This window comes from Henriciella sp., assembly GCF_029937755.1.
Lineage (GTDB): Bacteria > Pseudomonadota > Alphaproteobacteria > Caulobacterales > Hyphomonadaceae > Henriciella.
This window is the reverse complement of sequence record NZ_JAPYPG010000001.1, coordinates 193314-211245: the sequence shown is the minus strand read 5'-3', so window position 1 is coordinate 211245 and position 17932 is coordinate 193314. Positions and strand designations below refer to the sequence as shown.

Sequence of the window (17932 nt, the reverse complement as noted above, 5' to 3'; positions counted from 1 at the left end):
CGCCGCGATCAAGGGTCTTCTCGAATTAAACGAATATACGCGCGCGCTTACAGCGTCGGGTTGATCAGATATTTCTCGCCTGTCTTCTTCTCATTATAGGTCCGCAGCGTATCCGGCTCGAGTGCCTCGCGGAGCGAGATCTCGGCGGTGTAGTGGCTGGCAAAGGTGGTTTTCAGCTCTGCCATGACGCGCTTGCGCAGCCGCTCACGGCCTTCCGAACCGATCTTCTGGAGGAAGTAGGTGAGCAGGTAGCCGCCTGTGCCCCACGCCATGCCGACACCCGGCGGGATCACGGTCGGGCTGAGATCGAGGCGTCCGTAGATATAGACCTGCTTGGGTTCAGCAGAGCCATAGCGGCTGTATTCAGCCCCCATATTCGCGGCGGCTTCCATGGCCGTCAGGATCTGTCCGGTCAGCGGGCCACCGCCGATCGCGTCAAAGCCCAGCGTTGCCTTTGTCTCGGCCAGTGCCTTGATGAGATCGTCCATGAAACTGTCGGAGGACGAGTTCACGATATATTTCGCGCCGATGTCGCGCAGGATTTTCTCCTGCTCCGGCTTGCGAACGATATTCACCAGATCGACGCCGTCGGCGATGCAGATCTTGTTCAGCATCTGGCCGAGGTTCGAGGCGGCAGCGGTGTGCACGAGCGCCTTGTGGCCTTCCATCCGCATCGTCTCCGGGAAGGAGAGGGCGGTCAGCGGATTGACGAAGCAGGATGCGCCGTCGCGGGCGGTCGCATCCTCCGGAAGGGCCATCACCTGGGCGACGTTAAGCAGGCGGTATTCCGCATAGAACTCCCCGCCGAGCCCGGTCACCGTCTTGCCGAGAAGCGCCTGGGCGGCGTCTGACTTGCCGGCGGCAACGACGGTGCCTGCGCCTTCATTGCCAACCGCCAGCGACTGTCCAAGACGCGCGGCCATGGCACGCATCGCTGGCTTCGGGACCTCTGCGGTGACAACGGGGTGGCTGTCGGAGCCGGATGCCTTCGCCGTTGAGAGGTCGGCAGCGCCCACGAGCAGACCAAGGTCTGAGGGGTTGATGGGGGTTGCTTCGACGCGGATCAGGATCTCGTCGTCGCCGGGCTCCGGTACGGGAACATCGATAAGGGAGAGTTCGAGCTCTCCACTTTCCTTGACCAGCGTACGCAGCTGCAGGCCCTTTTCGGGGACGTTTCCTGCCATGTCAGTTCCTCCTTGGTATCTTGTCTGCTGCCACTTACAGGCTTGTGGCGGCTGGCGACAAGCCTTCGAACATCGACTTTAGTTTTCCTGACGACCTTTTCTCCTGGCCCCAAAGGCCTTGACGCTCCGTGATCGGGGGCGCACATCTTCGCACACGCAACATTCAAGAAAGCCCAGGAGGAAAATATGGCTGAGGATCCCGTCGTAATTGTAGGTATGTCACGCACCCCGATGGGAGGCCTGCTGGGTGATCTCACGAGCATGTCTGCCAATGAACTTGGTGCCATTGTCGTCAAGGCGGCATCGGATGAAGCCAAGCTTGGCGCCGATGAAGTCAATGAAATCATCATGGGCAACTGCCTGCCGGCCGGTCAGGGCCAGGCCCCGGCCCGTCAGGCCGCGATCAAGGCGGGTCTCGACAAGGGCACCGAAGCCACGACGATCAACAAGATGTGCGGCTCCGGCCTCCAGGCAGCCGTCATGGGCTGGAACGCGATCAAGTCGGGCAACGCCAATGTCGTGGTCGCAGGCGGCATGGAGTCGATGAGCAATGCGCCGCACCTGGTCGACCTTCGCAAGGGCCACAAATACGGCGCTGCGGCCATGCGTGACCATATGGCCACCGACGGTCTCGAGGATGCCTATGAGAACAAGGCGATGGGCGTCTTTGCCGACATGATCGCGCAGGAATACCAGTTCACGCGCGAGCAGCAGGACGCCTACGCGCTGGAGACGCTGAGCCGTGCCCAGAAGGCGACGGAAGGCGGCAAGTTCAAGCGCGAGATCGTTCCCGTGACCATGAAGACCCGCAAGGGCGATGTAACGGTCGATACCGACGAGCTGCCGCGCACGGCCCGGCCAGACAAGATCCCCAGCCTGAAGCCTGCCTTCAGCAAGGACGGGACGGTCACCGCGGCCAACGCCTCGGCGATTTCGGATGGCGCCGCCGCGCTCGTCCTGATGAAGCAGTCGGAAGCCGAGAAGCGTGGCCTGAAGCCGATCGCGAAGATCGTGTCTTCCTCCAGCCATGCGCATGAGCCGCAATACTTCACCACCGCGCCCGTGCCGGCGATGAAGAAGGCGCTCGAAAAGGCCGGCTGGAGCAAGGACGATGTCGACCTCTGGGAGATCAACGAGGCCTTCGCTGTAGTCCCGATGATCGCGATGAAAGAGTTCGGCCTGTCGCATGACGTGGTCAACGTGCACGGTGGCGCATGTGCCATGGGCCACCCGATCGGTGCTTCCGGCGCCCGGATCCTCGTGACGCTTCTTGGCGCCATGGAAGACCGCGATGTGAAGAAGGGCGTCGCCTCGCTATGCATCGGCGGCGGCGAAGGCATCGCCATGTGTGTCGAGCGCGTCTAGTCGCTCGATTATACCTGACAGAATAACGAAAAGGCCGGCGCCATGGTGCCGGCCTTTTTTGTTGAGCGTTACTCGCCGGTTTCGGCCAGTTGCTCCTTGAGGGCATCGAGAAGGGCCTGCGTCGTCTCTTTCGCCGTGTCGGAGAATTCGCTGGTATTGACGATGATCACGGCGTCGCGCGACGGGACGAAGACCACGCGCGACAGCCACATCGTGTTGGAGCCATTGTGGAGGTAGACCCGGCCCAGCGTCTCGTCGTCCTGGACGGCCCAGCCCATCGCATAGTCAGCCGCCTCGTCCGGCCACGGCGAAAGCAGGTGGTCGCGCATGGAGGGGGTGATGAAGTCGCTGTCCTCATCGACGAATTCGAGCAGCAGCCGGGCATGGCTTTCCAGCGGCACATGCAGTGTCCCGGCCGGGCCGAGCGCCTGGGGATTATCGGCCCGACCGCCGCGCCCGGCGGCCGAATTGTTCCCGAACAGGCCGCGACGGTGCCCCTGAATGCCCTCCTGAGGCGGGCCAAACCCCCAGCCTTCAGACCAGTCGGCCCCATTGGCTTCGAGGACGTATCCCGTGATCGCCTTCTCCCAGCTCAGCTCCAGCAGACGTTCGATCGCGGCGCCCGCAACGATATAATTGAGATTGCTGTATTCGAAGGTGCCCGGCTCGCCCTTGGGTGCCTTGGTGAGACGGTTGCGTGTTGTCTCCCGGCGCTGCTCGGTGAGGGGCGCATCATTGCCGCGCCGGCCCATCAGCCACAGGGCGCCGATGTCGCCCACGCCGGAACGGTGAGCGAAAAGGTCTTCAATCCTGGTGTCCTGCCAGGCTGGATCCATCTCGTCTGCCATCGCCGGGAACAGCTCGGGCAGGGTCGCGCCCCATTCGGCAAGGCCGTCCTCGACCAGCCGGGCATAGAGCAGCGCAGTGAGCGCCTTCGTGTTTGATCCGATGTGCCAGGCATCATCCGGTGCTGCGGCTGTCTCCGATCCCTTGGCCGTCTGACCGCTGACGGCAATCACCGGGTCCTCGCCGACGACAGCCACCGCAGCGCCGAGGGCGAAGAGACCGCTTTCCTGGCGGGTGGCATCGACTTCCGCTTGCAGCCAGTCTGGCTCGACCGGCTGGGCAGTCGCAGCAATGGCCGACGTGCAGAAGAGGCAAAAGGCTATGAACAGGCGGGCCATCTGGGCCTCCCGAATGTGGTTCCGGTCTAGCCTGCAGGAACGTAGTCGCTGATCAGGCCAAGCGGAAGCGCCGTGGTGCGTTTGGCGACGTTGATCACAATGCGCGACTGCACGTCTGAAACAAGACCGGATCCAAGGAGTTTTTCTCTGAGGAAGGAGTCGTAGGCATGCATGTCAGTGGTGGTGATACGGATGACGTAATCGACTGCACCTGTAACGGTCATGCACTCCAGCACTTCCGGCCACTTGCGCACCAGCTGTTCGAACTTGTTGAGGTTTTCCTTGCTCGGAAGGGCGAGCTTGACGCTGGCGACAACCTCGAAGCCGAGGCCCAGCGTGTCGCGATCGAGCAGGGTCACACGGCCTTCGATGATGCCGGCTTCTTCCATGCGCTTGATCCGGCGCCAGCAGGGAGAGGAAGAAAGTCCCACGCGATCGGCAATTTCGGCAACGGACAAGGCCGCGTCCTTCTGGATGAGGTCAAGAATCTTGGCGTCGATGGCGTCCAGCGTTTGAGGCAATATTTCGCTCCCTTCGGTCCAAAATTGGAACACTTTGCCCTTTACTACGCTATATTCAGCAATATGGGCAAGCATTTTCATGGAAAAATGCAAAAATTATAGCCTAACGACTATAGGGAGCTTGTTCCTTGGAACACCGCGAAGTCACGCTGAACGATAAATACGATCTTGTCGAGGGGCACGCCTACATGACGGGCATCCAGGCGCTGGTGCGCCTACCTCTTGATCAGAGGCGCCTCGACTCTGCTGCCGGACATGACACGGCCGGCTTCATCTCCGGCTATCGTGGCTCACCCCTCGGCGGCTATGACCAGCAATTGCGCGCCGCGCAGAAATGGCTGGATGCCCATGACATCGAGTTCTGGGAGGGCCTGAACGAGGACCTCGGCGCGACCGCCGTCTGGGGCTCGCAGCAGCTCGGCCTGTTCCCGGGCGCGAAGCGGGACGGCCTGTTCGGCATCTGGTACGGCAAGGCGCCGGGCGTTGATCGCTCAGGCGACGCCTTCAAGCATGCGAACGCCGCCGGCTCTTCACGTCTCGGCGGCGTCCTCGCCATCTGCGGCGACGACCATATGTGCAAATCCTCGACGCTGCCCTCGCAATCGGAATTTGCGATGCGCGACGCCGAGATTCCGGTACTCAACCCGGCCTCGATCCAGGACGTTCTCGATTACGGCATTCATGGCTGGGCGATGAGCCGTTTTTCCGGCTGCTGGTCCTCGCTGATCGCGCTGGCCGACACGATGGACTCCGGTGCCGTCGTTGATGTCACGCTCGACCGGCTGAAGCTGATCAGGCCGGACTTCGAATTCCCCGAAGACGGCGTCCATATGCGCCGTGGCGACAATCCGCTGGACAAGGAACGCCGTCTGCGCACCTACAAGATTCCGGCCGCGCAGGCTTGGGTGAAGGCGAACGGTCTGGACCATGTACTGGTCCCGTCGCCCAAGCCGCGAATCGGCATCATCACAACCGGGCAGGCGGCCCGCGACATTTTCGAGGCGCTGGCTGCCATCGGCCTGACCCCGGAAGAGGCTGGCCGTCTCGGTATCAGCGTCTTCAAGGTCGCCATGCCGTGGCCGCTCGAGCCGACCGCGATCCGCGAGTTCTGCAAGGGCCTCGAAAGCGTCCTTGTCATCGAGCACAAGCGCCCGCTCATCGAGCAGCAGCTTCGCGCCGCCCTCTATAGCCTGCCGGATAATCAGCGTCCCTATATCGAGGGCAAGCTGGACAAGGAAGGCAAGCCGCTGTTGAGCCAGGTCGGCTCCATCCCGGTTCCGGAAATGGCCGATGCGCTCATGCATCGTGTGCCCGGTGACTGGGACCGTTCCGTGGCCGAGCAGTATTTCAAACGTGTCGGCGTTGCCGGCGAAGCGGCGCGCACGAATGCGTCGCCGACAGTGCGCTCCCCGCACTATTGTTCGGGCTGCCCGCACAACACCTCGACTGTCGTGCCGGAAGGATCACGCGCACTCGCAGGGATTGGCTGCCACTACATGGCGAACTTCATGCCGGACCGGAATACCGACATGACCAGCCAGATGGGCGGCGAAGGTGTCGCCTGGATCGGCCAGTATTTCGCGACCGATGAAGACCACATGTTCGTCAATCTCGGTGACGGCACATATTCGCACTCCGGCTCGCTCGCGATCCGTGCGGCGGTGACCTCGGGCGCGAACATGACCTACAAGATTCTCTACAATGATGCGGTTGCCATGACCGGCGGCCAGCATGTGGAGTCCGGCCAGACGCCTGTAAACATTGCCCAGCAGGTCGAGGCCGAAGGCGTCTCCAAGATCGTCATCGTGACCGAAGACCCGACCCGTTATGCCAACGTGAAGGGGCTGCCGCGCTCGATCCGCATCTATGACCGTGAGGAGATGGACGAGGTCCAGCGCATGCTGCGCGACACCAAGGGCGTCTCCGTGCTAATCTATGACCAGATCTGCGCCACCGAGAAGCGCCGCCGCTCCAAGCGCGGTCTTCGCAAGCCCGACCGGGTGCGCGTGATGATCAACCAGGAAGTCTGTGAGGGCTGCGGGGATTGTTCGGTGAAGTCGAACTGTCTCTCGGTTGAGCCGGTGGAAACCGATCTTGGCCGCAAGCGCCGCATCAACCAGTCGACCTGCAACACCGACCTGTCCTGCCTGCGCGGCTTCTGCCCGAGCTTCGTGACCATCAAGGATGCCCACTTCGCCACCGAAGATCAGCCGGGCCTTGATGTCGACGCCTCAGGCCTGCCGCTGCCGGACCTGCCATCGGTCGCCAAGCCGTGGAACATCCTGTTCACCGGTGTTGGTGGTACGGGTGTGACCACGGTCGCTGCCGTGCTCGCCATGGCCGCACACGTCGATGGCAATGCCTCCTCGTCGCTCGACATGACGGGGCTCGCTCAGAAGGGTGGTCCGGTACTCTCGCACCTTCGTTTTGCGAGAGAGCCGGAAATGATTTCGACGGGCCGCGTCCCGCCGGCGTCTGCCGACGCCGTCATCGCCTGTGACCTTGTGGTCGCTGCCAGCGGTGATGCGATCGGTCTGATGGATGTCGGCCGCACGGTCGCCTCCGCGAACGCCGATGTGACGCCGACCAGCGAATTCATCCGTGACCGGTCGAAGACATTCGAGAGCCAGATGCTGGCAGCCCGCGTTAAGCGCCAGGCTCGCGATTTCGGCACGCTCGATGCGGAATCGTTGGCGCTGATGTATCTCAACGACGCGATCTACACGAACATGATCATGGTCGGTTACGCTTGGCAGAAAGGGCACATTCCGGTGTCGCTTCGCGGGCTTTACCGCGCCATCAAGCTCAACGGTGTGAAGATCGAGGAGAACATGAAGGCGTTCGATGTCGGCCGCCTTGCCGCTGCCGATCCGGACCGTCTCGAGCAGACCCACGACCCGCGTGGCGATGCCAAGCCGATGACGCTGGATGAGATCATCGATGACCGCGCAAGCCGTCTCGTGGCTTACCAGAACGAGGACTATGCGAAGCAGTATCGTGACCTGGTCGCGAAGGTCCGTGCCGACGAAGAGAAGGCCGGACTGGGCGAAGGCTTCACGACGGCGGTCGCAAAGTACGCGTTCAAGGTCATGGCCTACAAGGACGAGTACGAGGTTGCCCGTCTCCACACTGATGGAACGTTCGAGAAGAAGCTTCGCGAGACCTTCCATGGTGGCAAGATCCAGTACCACATGGCCCCGCCGATCCTGGCGAAGAAGGATGCCAATGGCCATCTCAAGAAGAAGCCGTTCGGCCCGTGGATGAAGACCGCCTTCAAGATCATGAAGCGTTTCAAGGGGCTGCGCGGGACGCGTTTCGACCCGTTCGGCTGGACCGAAGAGCGCAAGATGGAGCGCCAGCTGCGCGACGACTATCTCGAAAAGGTCGTTACCCTTTCCGAAGGGCTCAACAAGAAGAACCATGAGCTTGCCATCGCGATCGCGTGCATTCCGGACGAGATCCGTGGTTATGGCCACGTGAAGGAAGCCTCCGTCGAGGCCGCAAAAGGTCATGAGGACGAGCTTTGGAAGAACTGGCCGCAAGGCGGCATGCCGGCCAAGAAGAAGACCTTGATCGCCGCAGAGTAGGATCTCCTCCCGCTCTCAAACTTAAAGCCCCCGCCGAATCCCGGCGGGGGCTTTTTTTTGCCCGATATCCTGAGCGCCTACCGTGCCAGGGCGTTCTTGATCAGGCGTGCCGTCTCATGCACGCCATAGAGCGCGGCGAAACCACCGAAGCGCGGGCCTTGGGATTGGCCGAGCAGCACCTCATAGAGCGCCTTGAACCAGTCGCGCAGGTTTTCGAACTCGTGCGTCTTGCCGATCTCGAAGGTCAGGTTCTGCAGCTCTTCGGCGCTTGCACCTGTCTCCAGCGATGAAAACCGCTCGGCCAGGTCTTCCATGGCAGCGCGTTCTTTCTCGTCGGGCGCGCGATAGGTCTTCGTCGGCTGGACGAAGTCCTCATAATAGCGGATCGCATAGCCGGCGAGCGTGTCGAGGAAGGGGTGGCTCTCCGGGCTCGCTTCGGGCGCATAGCGCGAAATGAAGTCCCAGAGCTGCTCCTTCGTCTCGGTATTCGCCGCGCTGACCAGGTTGAGCAGCAGCGCAAACGAGACCGGCGTATCGCCTGCAGGCGGGTTGCCGGAGTGGATGTGCCAGACGGGGTTCTCGATCTGGCGGGCCGGCTCCTCTTGCGGGTACTTCGACAGGAAGGTCAGATACTCGTCGACCGCTTTCGGGATGACGTCGAAATAGAGTTTCTTGGCGGCGCGTGGCTTCTGGAACTGGAACAGCGACAGGCTCTCCTGCGGCGCATAGGCCAGCCAGTCCTCGACCGAGATGCCATTACCCTTGGTCTTGGATATCTTCTCGCCATTCTCATCGAGGAAAAGCTCATAGACATATTGCTGCGGCGGGCGCGAGCCGAGGATCTGGCAGATCTTCGAATAGATCGGGGCATTGTCCTGGTGGTCCTTGCCGAACATCTCGAAATCGACGCCGAGCGCAGCCCAGCGCATGCCGAAATCGGGCTTCCATTGCAGCTTGGTGTTGCCGCCGGTCACGGGGATGGTGACGTCTGTGCCATCCTCATCCTCGAAGGTGATGGTCCCGTCCTTCGGATTGGTCGCCTTCATCGGCACATAGAGCACGCGGCCCGTGCTCGGTGAGATGGGCAGGAAGGGCGAGTAGGTCGCCTGGCGTTCGGCCCCGAGCGTCGGCAGCATCACGCCCATGATCTCGTCGAACTTTTCCAGCGCACGCAGCAGCGCCTCATCGAAGGCACCCGACTTGTAGAGTTCGGTGGCCGACTTGAACTCGTACTCAAAGCCGAAGCTGTCGAGGAAGGCGCAGAGGCGGGCACCCATATGCGCGCCATAGCTGTCATGCGTGCCGAAGGGGTCCGGCACCGCGGTCAGCGGCATCTGCATGTAGGCTTCAAGATCCTTCGGGTTCGGCACGGTGGGCGGGACCTTGCGCATGCCGTCCATATCGTCGGAGACGCAGATCATGCGCGTTTCGTACTTGCCGTCCGTGAGCGTCTCGAAGGCGTGACGCACCATGGTCGTGCGGACGACTTCGCCGAAGGTGCCGATATGCGGCAGGCCGGAGGGGCCGTAGCCTGTCTCGAAGGTGACCGGACCTTGTTTCGGCGTGCCGGCGCGCTCCATATTCTCCAGCCGTTTGAGCAGGGCACGGGCCTGTTCGAAGGGCCATGCCTTTGCACTCTCGGCGAGGTTGGGTAGCGCGCTCATGATGTCTCCGTCGGTGAATGAACCGTGCCGGAGGTAGAAGGGCAGGGGGATGCGGTCAAGCTGACGCTGCAAAAGGGAGAGTGGGCTCAGGCGGCGGCGCAGAGTTCAACGCGGTTACGGCCTGCATGCTTGGCGGTGTACATGCCCTGGTCGGCCAGGCGGAACTGATCCGTCAGCTTCGCCTCCCACGATCCCTGCGAGACACCAATACTGACGGTGATCCTGTGGTGTATGCGGGGTTCGGGGCAGAACTGCAGCCGGTTGATTGTGTCGCGGATGCGCTCAGCCATCGTTTTCGCCAGTTCAATATTCTCACCTGGGATAAAGACACCGAATTCCTCGCCGCCCAAGCGGCCCACGAGGTCGGCCTTGCGGGTTACACTGCGAATGGTCCGCGCCACCATGATCAGCGCTTCATCGCCGGCAGAGTGGCCATAGGTGTCGTTGATGACCTTGAAGTGGTCGATGTCGATCATCAGCATCGCGCCATCGATTTTCTGTGCTTTCAGACCGTCAACGCCGCTGAGAAAGGCATCGCGATTGAGAACGCCTGTCAGCGGATCGATCCGGGCACGGCGGGCGAGCTCTGCGTGGACTTCCTCCAGCTGCTTCATCGCGCGGGCGAGCTTGAGCCGCTCGCGCTGGAAGACGATGGCCAGCGGGAAGGCAAGCGTCGTCGAGACGACCGCGGCGATGACGAACCAGATGACGATGATTTCGTTCAGCACTTCCGGCCGGATGTCCGTGACCAGGATCGCCAGGGCTGTACCGATCTGGCTTGTGACGAGCGTGAGAATCGTGATGAGCGCTGCGCGCCGGTAGGACACTCGAACAGGCGATTCGGTGATGAGCGCGTCGAAGTACATTGGGTGATCATAGTGAAAAGTGTTGGCAATTTTCCTAGCGATACTCTGTGAAATTCAATGAAAATGTTTCGAATTGGCGGAGGCATGGATCACTGGAATGAAAATTGCGCGGTGGCGTGATTGACAATCATTCGCATCTGACCTAATTGAGAACCATGATCATTTGCATTTGCAGACGCATTAATGACCAAGGTGTGCAGGCGGCCATCGAAGCCGGTGCGCGGAGCCCCGAAGCTGTGCAGGCCCATCATGGCTGTGAGTTCAATTGCGGCAAGTGCAGAAACACCATGGGTGAGATGATCTCCGAAAGCGTCGACGCGATGCCGGCCAATATTCCGCTTGTCGCCGCCGAGTAGGCACAGCTTTCCAATCCTCTGAAATCGCAGGACATTTCAGTCACAAGCAATCGTGCAGACGGTGGCCCATGCGCACTGCAATTGCTTCTCACTATCATAAGCATCTGTTTTTATTAGATTTTTTGAGCTTGAGAATCGGCCTGACCGTGTTATCTCCACCGCAGCATTCCTGATTCCAGATTGAAGGAGGCCGCCATGAAGGGCGATCCGAAAGTCATCGAATTTCTCAACGCGGCTCTCAAGAATGAGCTGACCGCGATCAATCAGTACTTCCTTCACAGCCGTATGCTGAATGACTGGGGCGTCACCCGGCTGGGTCATTTCGAATACAAGGAATCCATCGAGGAGATGGAGCATGCCGACTGGCTGATTGAGCGCGTGCTCTTCCTGGGCGGCATGCCGAACCTGCAGGATCTCGGCAAGCTGATGATCGGGGAATCCGTTGAGGAGATGCTCAAGTCGGATCTCAACATGGAGATCGAGGCCGTGGCCCTGCTGCGCGATGCCATGGAGTATTGCGAAACTGTGCGCGACTATGGAAGCCGCGACCTGTTCGGCAAGATCCTCCACAGTGAAGAAGAGCATGTCGACTTCCTGGAAACCCAGTTCGACCTGATCGAGCGCGTCGGCATCCAGAATTACATCCAGCTGCAGTCGAAGCCGGTCGATGAGGCCGAGTAGGGCCTAGCCCTCAGGCATAAGCATAGGGCCCGCCCTTTTCGAGCGCCGTGAGATAGGCCGGTCGGGCGTGGATGCGCCCGAGAAAGTCGGTGATGTTGGCATATTTGTCAGCGCCGGCGCGGCTGGTCGCAGCCTCCAGCGGAAAGCTCATGATGATGTCGGCGGCGGAGAACTCCTTGCCGGCAAACCAGCCCGTTTTTGCAAGCGAGTTTTCCCAGAACTGGATATGTTCCTGCAGGCGCGGGTCCACAAAGCCCTGCTCGGCCCGCGACGCGACACCCTTTACCAGCGGCCGCATCAGTGTATTGGCATTTTCCGGTAGCCGCTGGAAGACGAGCTTCATCAGCAGCGGCGGCATGGCGGAGCCCTCGGCATAGTGCATCCAGTAGGTCCATGCGCGCGCCTCGGGCGTACCGGGCGGGGGCTTCAGATGCCCGCCGCCATGCTGCTCGATGATGTACTCGATGATCGCACCCGTTTCGGCGACGATGATGCCGTCTTCTTCCAGCACGGGTGACTTGCCCAGCGGATGGACCTCGCGCAGCGAGTCTGGCGCCAGCATGGTCTCCGGATCGCGCTTGTAGTGCACGATCTCGTAGGGCACCGACAGCTCCTCCAGCAGCCAGAGGATACGTTGCGAGCGTGAATGCTCGAGGTGGTGGATCTTGATCATGAAATGAGCTCCGCTCTTCTGTCGTGAGACATAGAGCGCGCCAATAGGAAAGAAAGCTCTGTCCCCGGGGCAGGCGATCGCCGTCTACAGGTCTGCCTTGTCCAGAAGCGTATCGAAGCCCTGCCAGAACCGCGCCCGGCGCGCATCGGTCTCCATCAGGATTTCGTGCATCGCCCCGTCGATCGTGATGTGTTCGCAGTTGGGCAGGTGCTTCGCCACCCGCGTGTGCGCCTTGTTGTCGACGAGCTTTTCTTCCTCGGCGCTGGCAATGAAAACGGGAATGTCGACGCCGCGCAGCAGGGCCGGCTTGGTGGTCTGGTTGAAGATGTCGAGCGACGCGCCGAGCCAGCCCCATGTCACGGGGCCAAGTTCCAGCTGTGGCGCCGCATCGATGAGGTCGCGCTGCAATTGCCAGCGAGCCCGGTCGTGCGTGACGATGTTGGTCTCGAAGGTCTCCGCCGGGCCGGGGCGCTGGGCATAGTCGCCCGAGCGGCCCATGGCACGCATCGCCCAGATCAGATAGCGCGCAGCCAGGTTGAGCGGGAGGCCCCACATCGGCGCGGAGAAGGCGGCGGCTTCGACGCGGACAAGTTTCTGTGTGATCGCCGCCAGTGCAATCGCCCCGCCCATGGAATGCGCCAGCGAGATGTAAGGCCGTGGTAACCGGTCTGCCAGCGCATCGAGCCCGTTGCGAAGCGCGCCCATGAAGGTCTCGAACCGGTCGATATGGCCCTTCGCCGGGTCGTCCAGCAGACGCTCCGACAGGCCCTGGCCCGGCCAGTCGAGGATGACCACAGCGAAGCCACGGGCCTGCAGCTCGCGGCCGACCTCGAAATACTTCTCGATGAATTCCGAGCGGCCCGGACAGACAATCACCGTGCCGCGCGGCGTGTCGCGCAAGGACGGAGCCATGCAGGCCCGCAGACGGCGCCCGGCTATTCCCTCGAACCAGATGAGGTCGGACCCTTCCGGCTCAGGGTTGCCCGGGATGCGGACAAAGTGATCGAGATGGCCGTCGCTATCGCTCATCGCTCCTCCAGAGCCTTATAAAAGAAGAGGCGCCTGCAGCCTCCGCCGCGGCGCCCCTCCCGACATAGTCAATCCATCCCCGTGCGGATGGGGATCGCTCAGGAGAGCTTCTTCATCAGGCTCTGCAGCTGCATGGCAACCGACATGTCGCCGAGCACTTTCAGCTTGCCTTGCATGAAGGCCATGGTCGGGTCCATGTCGCCCGAAGCGAGCTTCTTGAAGTCTTCCCAGTCGACCTTGATCGTCGCGTCGGCATCGGCATCGGAATTGTCGGCCGTGCCGTTTTCACCGTCGATGAACAGCTTGCCGATATCGCCGAAGTCGAACTTCACCTTCTTGTTGAAGTCACTTCCGGCCGTGACAGCTTCATTGGCCCGTTGGGTTAGGGTTGCGAGATCCATGGACGCCTCCTCGATTTGGTCTGCCGAGCGATAAAGCAGGCAGACACTACGTAAGGCAAGAGGCGGAAAGTATGCTTTTTTTCCGCTGTCTCCCAAATGGCACGTGTGCGGCAGATCCATTTCCGGAAACAAGATGTCCGGGGGGAATCGAGGAGGTGTGAAGGCACGCTTTACCCAGACGGTGCTAGGAGACTCTTCCGTCGCGTTACCCAAACGATTGTTCTTGACGAACCCGTCATTGAAACCCGATTGATCAGCCCATGAGTTGGGAAAAGTCGATTGAAGAGCTTCGCCGCCGTGAGCGCATGGCGGAGAAGATGGGTGGCGAAGAGCCGGTGTCGCGCCAGCGCGGGCGCGGCAAGCTGACCGTGCGGGAGCGGGTCTCTTTCCTGGTCGATCCGGGCAGTTTCCACGAGATTGGCAAGATCGCCGGTGTCGCGACCTATGACGAGGACGAGCAGCTCGAAAGCTTCATGGCCTCGAACTCGGTTGTCGGACGCGCGAAGCTCGATGGCCGCCCGGCAATGATCCTCGGCGACGATTTCACCGTGCGCGGCGGGGCCGCCGATGCCTCGATCCGTGGCAAGACAACCATCGCGCTGAAGCAGGCGATCGAATACCGGATGCCGCTCGTCCAGCTGGTCGATGGCACGGGCGGTGGCGGCTCCATCAAGATGTTCCTCAAGGATCCGCGGACCTACATACCGGAGACACCCAGCTGGGAGCTCATCGTCGGTGGCATGAGCGAGATCCCGATGGTCTCACTGGCGCTTGGTCCCTGCGCGGGTCTCGGGGCAGGGCGCGTAGGCGCGAGCCATTATTCGGTCATGGTGAAGGAATTGAGCCAGGTCTTCGTGGCCGGCCCGCCTGTCGCCATCGCCATTGGCGAGGATGTCTCGAAGGAAGAACTTGGCGGCTGGGAGATCCAGGCGAAGAACGGCACGGTCGATGATGTCGTCGACACCGAAGCCGATGCCTTCAAGGCGGCCAAGCGCTTCCTCTCCTACCTGCCGTCTTCCGTGCACGAGCTGCCGCCCGTCACGGCCCCGGCCGACGATCCCAACCGCAAGGAAGAAAGCCTTCTTTCGATTGTGCCGGATGATCTCAAGACGCCTTACAAGCCTGAGAAGATCATCAATGCCACGGTGGACGAGGGCAGCTTTTTCGAGATCGGCTCGCAGTGGGGCAGGGGTATCGTCACAGGCCTGGCGCGCGTTGACGGTCACCCGGTCGGGATCATGGCCGGCAATCCCTATTTCCTCGATGGGGCCTGGACAGCCGATGTCTGCGACAAGGTCATCCGGCACATGGATCTCTGCTCGACCTTCCACCTGCCGGTTATCCACTTTGTCGACTGCGCGGGCTTCGCTGTTGGCGTGAAGCACGAGACGGCTGGCGTCACCCGCAAGGGCGTGCGCGCCATGGCGGCCGTCTATCAGGCCACTGTACCGGTCTGTGCCGTGGTCATCCGCAAGGCCTTCGGGCTCGCTGGTTCGGCGATGATGAACCCGACCAAGGCGAAGTGGCGCTATTGCTGGCCCTCCGGCAACTGGGGCTCGCTGCCCATGTCGGGTGGTATCGAGGCGGCCTTCCGCAAGGAGCTTTCCGAGACCGATGACAAGGAAGCGCTGTTGAAAGAGCTCTACAAGAAGTTCGAGGCGATGGAGGATCCGTTCCGCACGGCAGAAGCCTTCTTCGCCGAAGAGATCATCGACCCGCGAGAAACCCGTCCCCTTCTTGTCGATTTCGTGCATCATGCGCGCCGGAGACTCGAGCCCGGCAAGACGGCTTTTGGGCCTCGACCCTGAGGCCGCCCCAATTTTGCCGTGAACGCTTGCTCACATGGTATCTCCAACCTGTCCAGGAGGGGACGCAAATGAGATTAAGACATATGGCACCGGCACTTGCCGCCATCGGCCTGCTGGCCGCCTGTGGCGGGTCTGACGGAGGCGGAAACTATGACCGCCCAACGGCGTCACCACCTCCGCCGGTCATGGAAGAAGCGGCCGACTATGGCGGTGTGTCGAAGAGGGCTGCTGGTCAGGCCTATGGCGACCCGCAGTCTGCCCCGGCGCCCGACCGGCCAGATGCCGAACCGGGTGCCGAACAATATATCGCCTACAGCCATTCGCTCGGCCTGCGCCTGCCCAAGGGCGGTGTCGATACAATGATGCAGGCGCATGTGAAGGCCTGTCAGGATGCCGGCACCAACACCTGCATCGTCATCAATTCCAACATTTACAATTCCAACGAAGACTATGTCTCCGGCAATGTCTCGCTCAGGGCCAAGCCTGACTGGATCGAGGCATTTCTCGGCGCGGTGGACGAAGCCACCGAAGAGGCTGGCGGCGAGATCACATCCCGCTCGACCCGGGCGGAAGACCTCACCCGCGAGATCATCGATACCGATAGCCGGCTGGATGCCCAGCGTACGCTTCAGGGTCGCCTCGAAGGGCTGCTCGAACGCCGCGATGGCACGCTCGGTGACCTGCTGCAGATCGAGCGTGAGCTCGCCCGCGTGACCGGTGACATCGAGTCGATCGAGGCGCAGCTCAAGGCGCTTCGTCTTCGCGTCTCGATGTCGTCGCTCGATATATCGTATGAGACCAAGATGCCGGCCTTCTCCGGCTCGCGGTCAAACCCGCTGGGAGAGGCGCTGGGCGACTTCTTCTACAATCTGTCGGCGGCAATCGGGGCTGTCATTACCGCTTTCGCGGTGGGCCTCCCCTGGCTGCTTTTGATCGGCCTTTTCCTCTGGATCTGGCTGAAGCTGATCTGGCCCCGGGTCCGTCGGCGGAAGCAGAAGCCTGAGCCGAAGCAGAGCTGATGAGGCTGGCGCGCTCTTCCTGGGTAAGGGCGCGCCACTTGCCTTCGGGCAGGTCGCCAAGCTCCAGCGGGCCGATGCGTGTACGGTAGAGGTCGACCACGACCAGACCGACAAGTTCGCACATGCGCCGGATCTGGCGGTTGCGGCCTTCCCGCAGGATGAAGCGCAACCGTCCGCCGCCGAGATGGTCGACCTCGGCAGGCTTGAGGCGGCGGCCATCGAGCGAGAGCCCGTGACGTAGCTTGTCGAGAGCCTGCGGTGTGACCTGGCCTTTCACCGTGACGAGGTATTCCTTGTCGAGGTTTGAGCGCGGCCCGATGACGGCTTTCGCGAGCACCCCGTCCTGCGACAGCAGCAACAGGCCGCGCGAGTCCATGTCGAGCCGGCCAAGCGGGGCGAGCTGGGTGCCGCGCCCGGGCAGGCTGGGGGCCTTGCCGACGAGATTGCCTTTGGTGACCAGCCGGGCCGCCGGGGTCTGCCCCGCTTCGGGCTGGGCGGAGACATAGTCGACAGGCTTGTGCAGGACCGCTGTGAGCTGTTCGTCGAGTGTTTTCGCGCCGGCCTTTCCAAGCGTGAGCGTTTCGCCATCCGAGATCTTGTGGCCGGGCTCGCTGACCGTTTCGCCATTGACCTTCACCTCGCCCCTGGCGATCAGTGCTTCGGCTTCGCGGCGCGAGCATAGGCCCAGCTGTGCCATCCATTTGTTCAGCCGCATCGGCTCATCGCCGCGATAGGTGTGCTCGTCTGTCATGTCCGGTGCTTAGCAAAGACTGCCGAACCTAGCGAGCAGCTCCGCGTTGTTCTTGAGACACATCGAACAGCATCATGCATTTATGCATGCCTGCCGCCTGCCAAGCCCGCTTGCGAGGCTGGGCGGCGCTCCTTATTTCGCAAGTGCAGCATTTAGTGTGCAGGCGCAGCAATGACCCATCAGATTCACATCCGTACCCCCAATGGAAGCCCGGTCATGATCCGCCCGCTTGAGCCGCGTGACGAGCCGGCCTTGCGGGAAGCGATCGGGAAGTTTTCCAACCGCTCGCGGTATTTGCGTTTCTTTTCGAACCTCGACCCGGTGCCGGAGCCGATCATTCACAGGCTCTCGGATGTCGATGGCGTCTGCCATCTCGCATGGGTCGCCATCAATGAAGACGCCCCGGGCCGCCCGGTGATCGGTGCGGTGCATGCGATGCGGGGGGATGCGGATACGCCGAGTGCGGAATTCGCCATCGGCCTGCTGGATGACTGGCACGGCCAGGGCCTCGCCCGGCTGCTTATCGCAATCCTTGCAGCAGATGTGCGCGGTCATGACATGACCGAGATGAGTGCCGACGTGCTCTGGGAAAACCGCAAGGGGCGCGCTCTGATGAAGAGTATTGGCGCCCTCAGCAGCGGCTCGGACGCGACGGTGGTCGAGTACCGCATGGATATTGAGACCGTGCTGTCGACCCTGCGCGAGACCATGCGCGGGCCAGCCATGCAGGCGGTGTTCGATGCCATCGACACCGGCAGCCTGGTTCCGGCGGCGGCCTGATCCGTCCCGAGGACAGATCAGGAAAACCGCGTTCCAGAAACGTTCCAGTTTCAGTCCAGTTTC

Annotated in this window: 15 protein-coding genes and 1 pseudogene; 7 read left to right on the top strand and 9 right to left on the bottom strand. The window is 61.7% G+C overall.

Features of this window, described 5'->3' with window-relative positions; all coding sequences use genetic code 11:
* Positions 1-47: 47 nt before the first annotated feature.
* Positions 48-1184, bottom strand: coding sequence for a zinc-binding dehydrogenase (locus Q1K29_RS01050; RefSeq protein ID WP_300390377.1), 1137 nt, complete (start codon positions 1182-1184; stop codon positions 48-50).
* A 186-nt stretch (positions 1185-1370) separates the two neighbouring features.
* Here Q1K29_RS01050 and Q1K29_RS01045 point away from each other — a divergent pair, with 186 nt between their 5' ends.
* Positions 1371-2549: a thiolase family protein gene (locus Q1K29_RS01045; RefSeq protein WP_300390374.1), complete on the top strand. Its 1179-nt coding sequence runs from the start codon at positions 1371-1373 to the stop codon at positions 2547-2549.
* A 68-nt stretch (positions 2550-2617) separates the two neighbouring features.
* On the opposite strand, the gene Q1K29_RS01040 is transcribed toward Q1K29_RS01045, so the two are convergent.
* Together Q1K29_RS01040 and Q1K29_RS01035 are read right to left on the bottom strand one after the other, a co-directional pair.
* On the bottom strand, positions 2618-3733 hold the full coding sequence (locus Q1K29_RS01040; RefSeq protein ID WP_300390371.1) for a serine hydrolase domain-containing protein: 1116 nt from the start codon (positions 3731-3733) through the stop codon (positions 2618-2620).
* A 26-nt stretch (positions 3734-3759) separates the two neighbouring features.
* A complete protein-coding gene (locus Q1K29_RS01035; RefSeq protein ID WP_084397678.1) occupies positions 3760-4254 on the bottom strand; it encodes an Lrp/AsnC family transcriptional regulator in 495 nt (164 codons plus the stop codon).
* 128 nt (positions 4255-4382) lie between these two features.
* On the opposite strand from Q1K29_RS01035, the gene Q1K29_RS01030 reads away from it, so the two are divergent.
* A complete protein-coding gene (locus Q1K29_RS01030; RefSeq protein WP_300390365.1) occupies positions 4383-7841 on the top strand; it encodes an indolepyruvate ferredoxin oxidoreductase family protein in 3459 nt (1152 codons plus the stop codon).
* A 77-nt stretch (positions 7842-7918) separates the two neighbouring features.
* Here the strand turns inward: Q1K29_RS01030 and Q1K29_RS01025 are convergent, their stop codons facing one another.
* Positions 7919-9505: a lysine--tRNA ligase gene (locus Q1K29_RS01025; protein ID WP_300390363.1), complete on the bottom strand. Its 1587-nt coding sequence runs from the start codon at positions 9503-9505 to the stop codon at positions 7919-7921.
* A gap of 86 nt (positions 9506-9591) precedes the next feature.
* Positions 9592-10371: a GGDEF domain-containing protein gene (locus Q1K29_RS01020; RefSeq protein WP_300390360.1), complete on the bottom strand. Its 780-nt coding sequence runs from the start codon at positions 10369-10371 to the stop codon at positions 9592-9594.
* Positions 10372-10526: 155 nt separating this feature from the next.
* Here Q1K29_RS01020 and Q1K29_RS01015 point away from each other — a divergent pair, with 155 nt between their 5' ends.
* Complete coding sequence (locus Q1K29_RS01015; RefSeq protein WP_300390357.1) at positions 10527-10727, top strand: (2Fe-2S)-binding protein; 201 nt, start codon at positions 10527-10529, stop codon at positions 10725-10727.
* Between the two features lie 195 nt (positions 10728-10922).
* Positions 10923-11408: a bacterioferritin gene (gene bfr, locus Q1K29_RS01010; protein ID WP_300390354.1), complete on the top strand. Its 486-nt coding sequence runs from the start codon at positions 10923-10925 to the stop codon at positions 11406-11408.
* A 10-nt stretch (positions 11409-11418) separates the two neighbouring features.
* On the opposite strand, the gene Q1K29_RS01005 is transcribed toward bfr, so the two are convergent.
* The 3 genes from Q1K29_RS01005 to Q1K29_RS00995 all read right to left on the bottom strand — a co-directional run bounded on the left by Q1K29_RS01005 (position 11419) and on the right by Q1K29_RS00995 (position 13511).
* Entirely contained in the window at positions 11419-12081 is a 663-nt protein-coding gene (locus Q1K29_RS01005) for a glutathione S-transferase (RefSeq protein ID WP_300390351.1), read from the bottom strand.
* Positions 12082-12165: 84 nt separating this feature from the next.
* Positions 12166-13110 carry an alpha/beta hydrolase gene (locus Q1K29_RS01000; RefSeq protein WP_300390348.1) on the bottom strand — a complete coding sequence of 315 codons (945 nt, stop codon included), beginning with the start codon at positions 13108-13110 and terminating at the stop codon, positions 12166-12168.
* Positions 13111-13208: 98 nt separating this feature from the next.
* Positions 13209-13511 carry an SCP2 sterol-binding domain-containing protein gene (locus Q1K29_RS00995; protein ID WP_300390345.1) on the bottom strand — a complete coding sequence of 101 codons (303 nt, stop codon included), beginning with the start codon at positions 13509-13511 and terminating at the stop codon, positions 13209-13211.
* A 260-nt stretch (positions 13512-13771) separates the two neighbouring features.
* Between Q1K29_RS00995 and Q1K29_RS00990 the strand changes: the two genes are divergently transcribed.
* Together Q1K29_RS00990 and Q1K29_RS18455 are read left to right on the top strand one after the other, a co-directional pair.
* Positions 13772-15319 carry a carboxyl transferase domain-containing protein gene (locus Q1K29_RS00990; RefSeq protein WP_300390343.1) on the top strand — a complete coding sequence of 516 codons (1548 nt, stop codon included), beginning with the start codon at positions 13772-13774 and terminating at the stop codon, positions 15317-15319.
* Between the two features lie 68 nt (positions 15320-15387).
* Positions 15388-16215, top strand: a pseudogene (locus Q1K29_RS18455) (DUF4349 domain-containing protein); the annotation flags it as partial.
* Here the strand turns inward: Q1K29_RS18455 and Q1K29_RS00980 are convergent.
* Positions 16214-17089 (bottom strand): pseudouridine synthase, encoded by an 876-nt coding sequence (locus tag Q1K29_RS00980; RefSeq protein ID WP_300390340.1) that lies wholly within the window; start codon positions 17087-17089, stop codon positions 16214-16216. The pseudogene Q1K29_RS18455 and the gene Q1K29_RS00980 overlap by 2 nt on opposite strands.
* A gap of 171 nt (positions 17090-17260) precedes the next feature.
* On the opposite strand from Q1K29_RS00980, the gene Q1K29_RS00975 reads away from it, so the two are divergent.
* Positions 17261-17869 carry a GNAT family N-acetyltransferase gene (locus tag Q1K29_RS00975; RefSeq protein WP_300390338.1) on the top strand — a complete coding sequence of 203 codons (609 nt, stop codon included), beginning with the start codon at positions 17261-17263 and terminating at the stop codon, positions 17867-17869.
* Positions 17870-17932 lie beyond the last annotated feature (63 nt).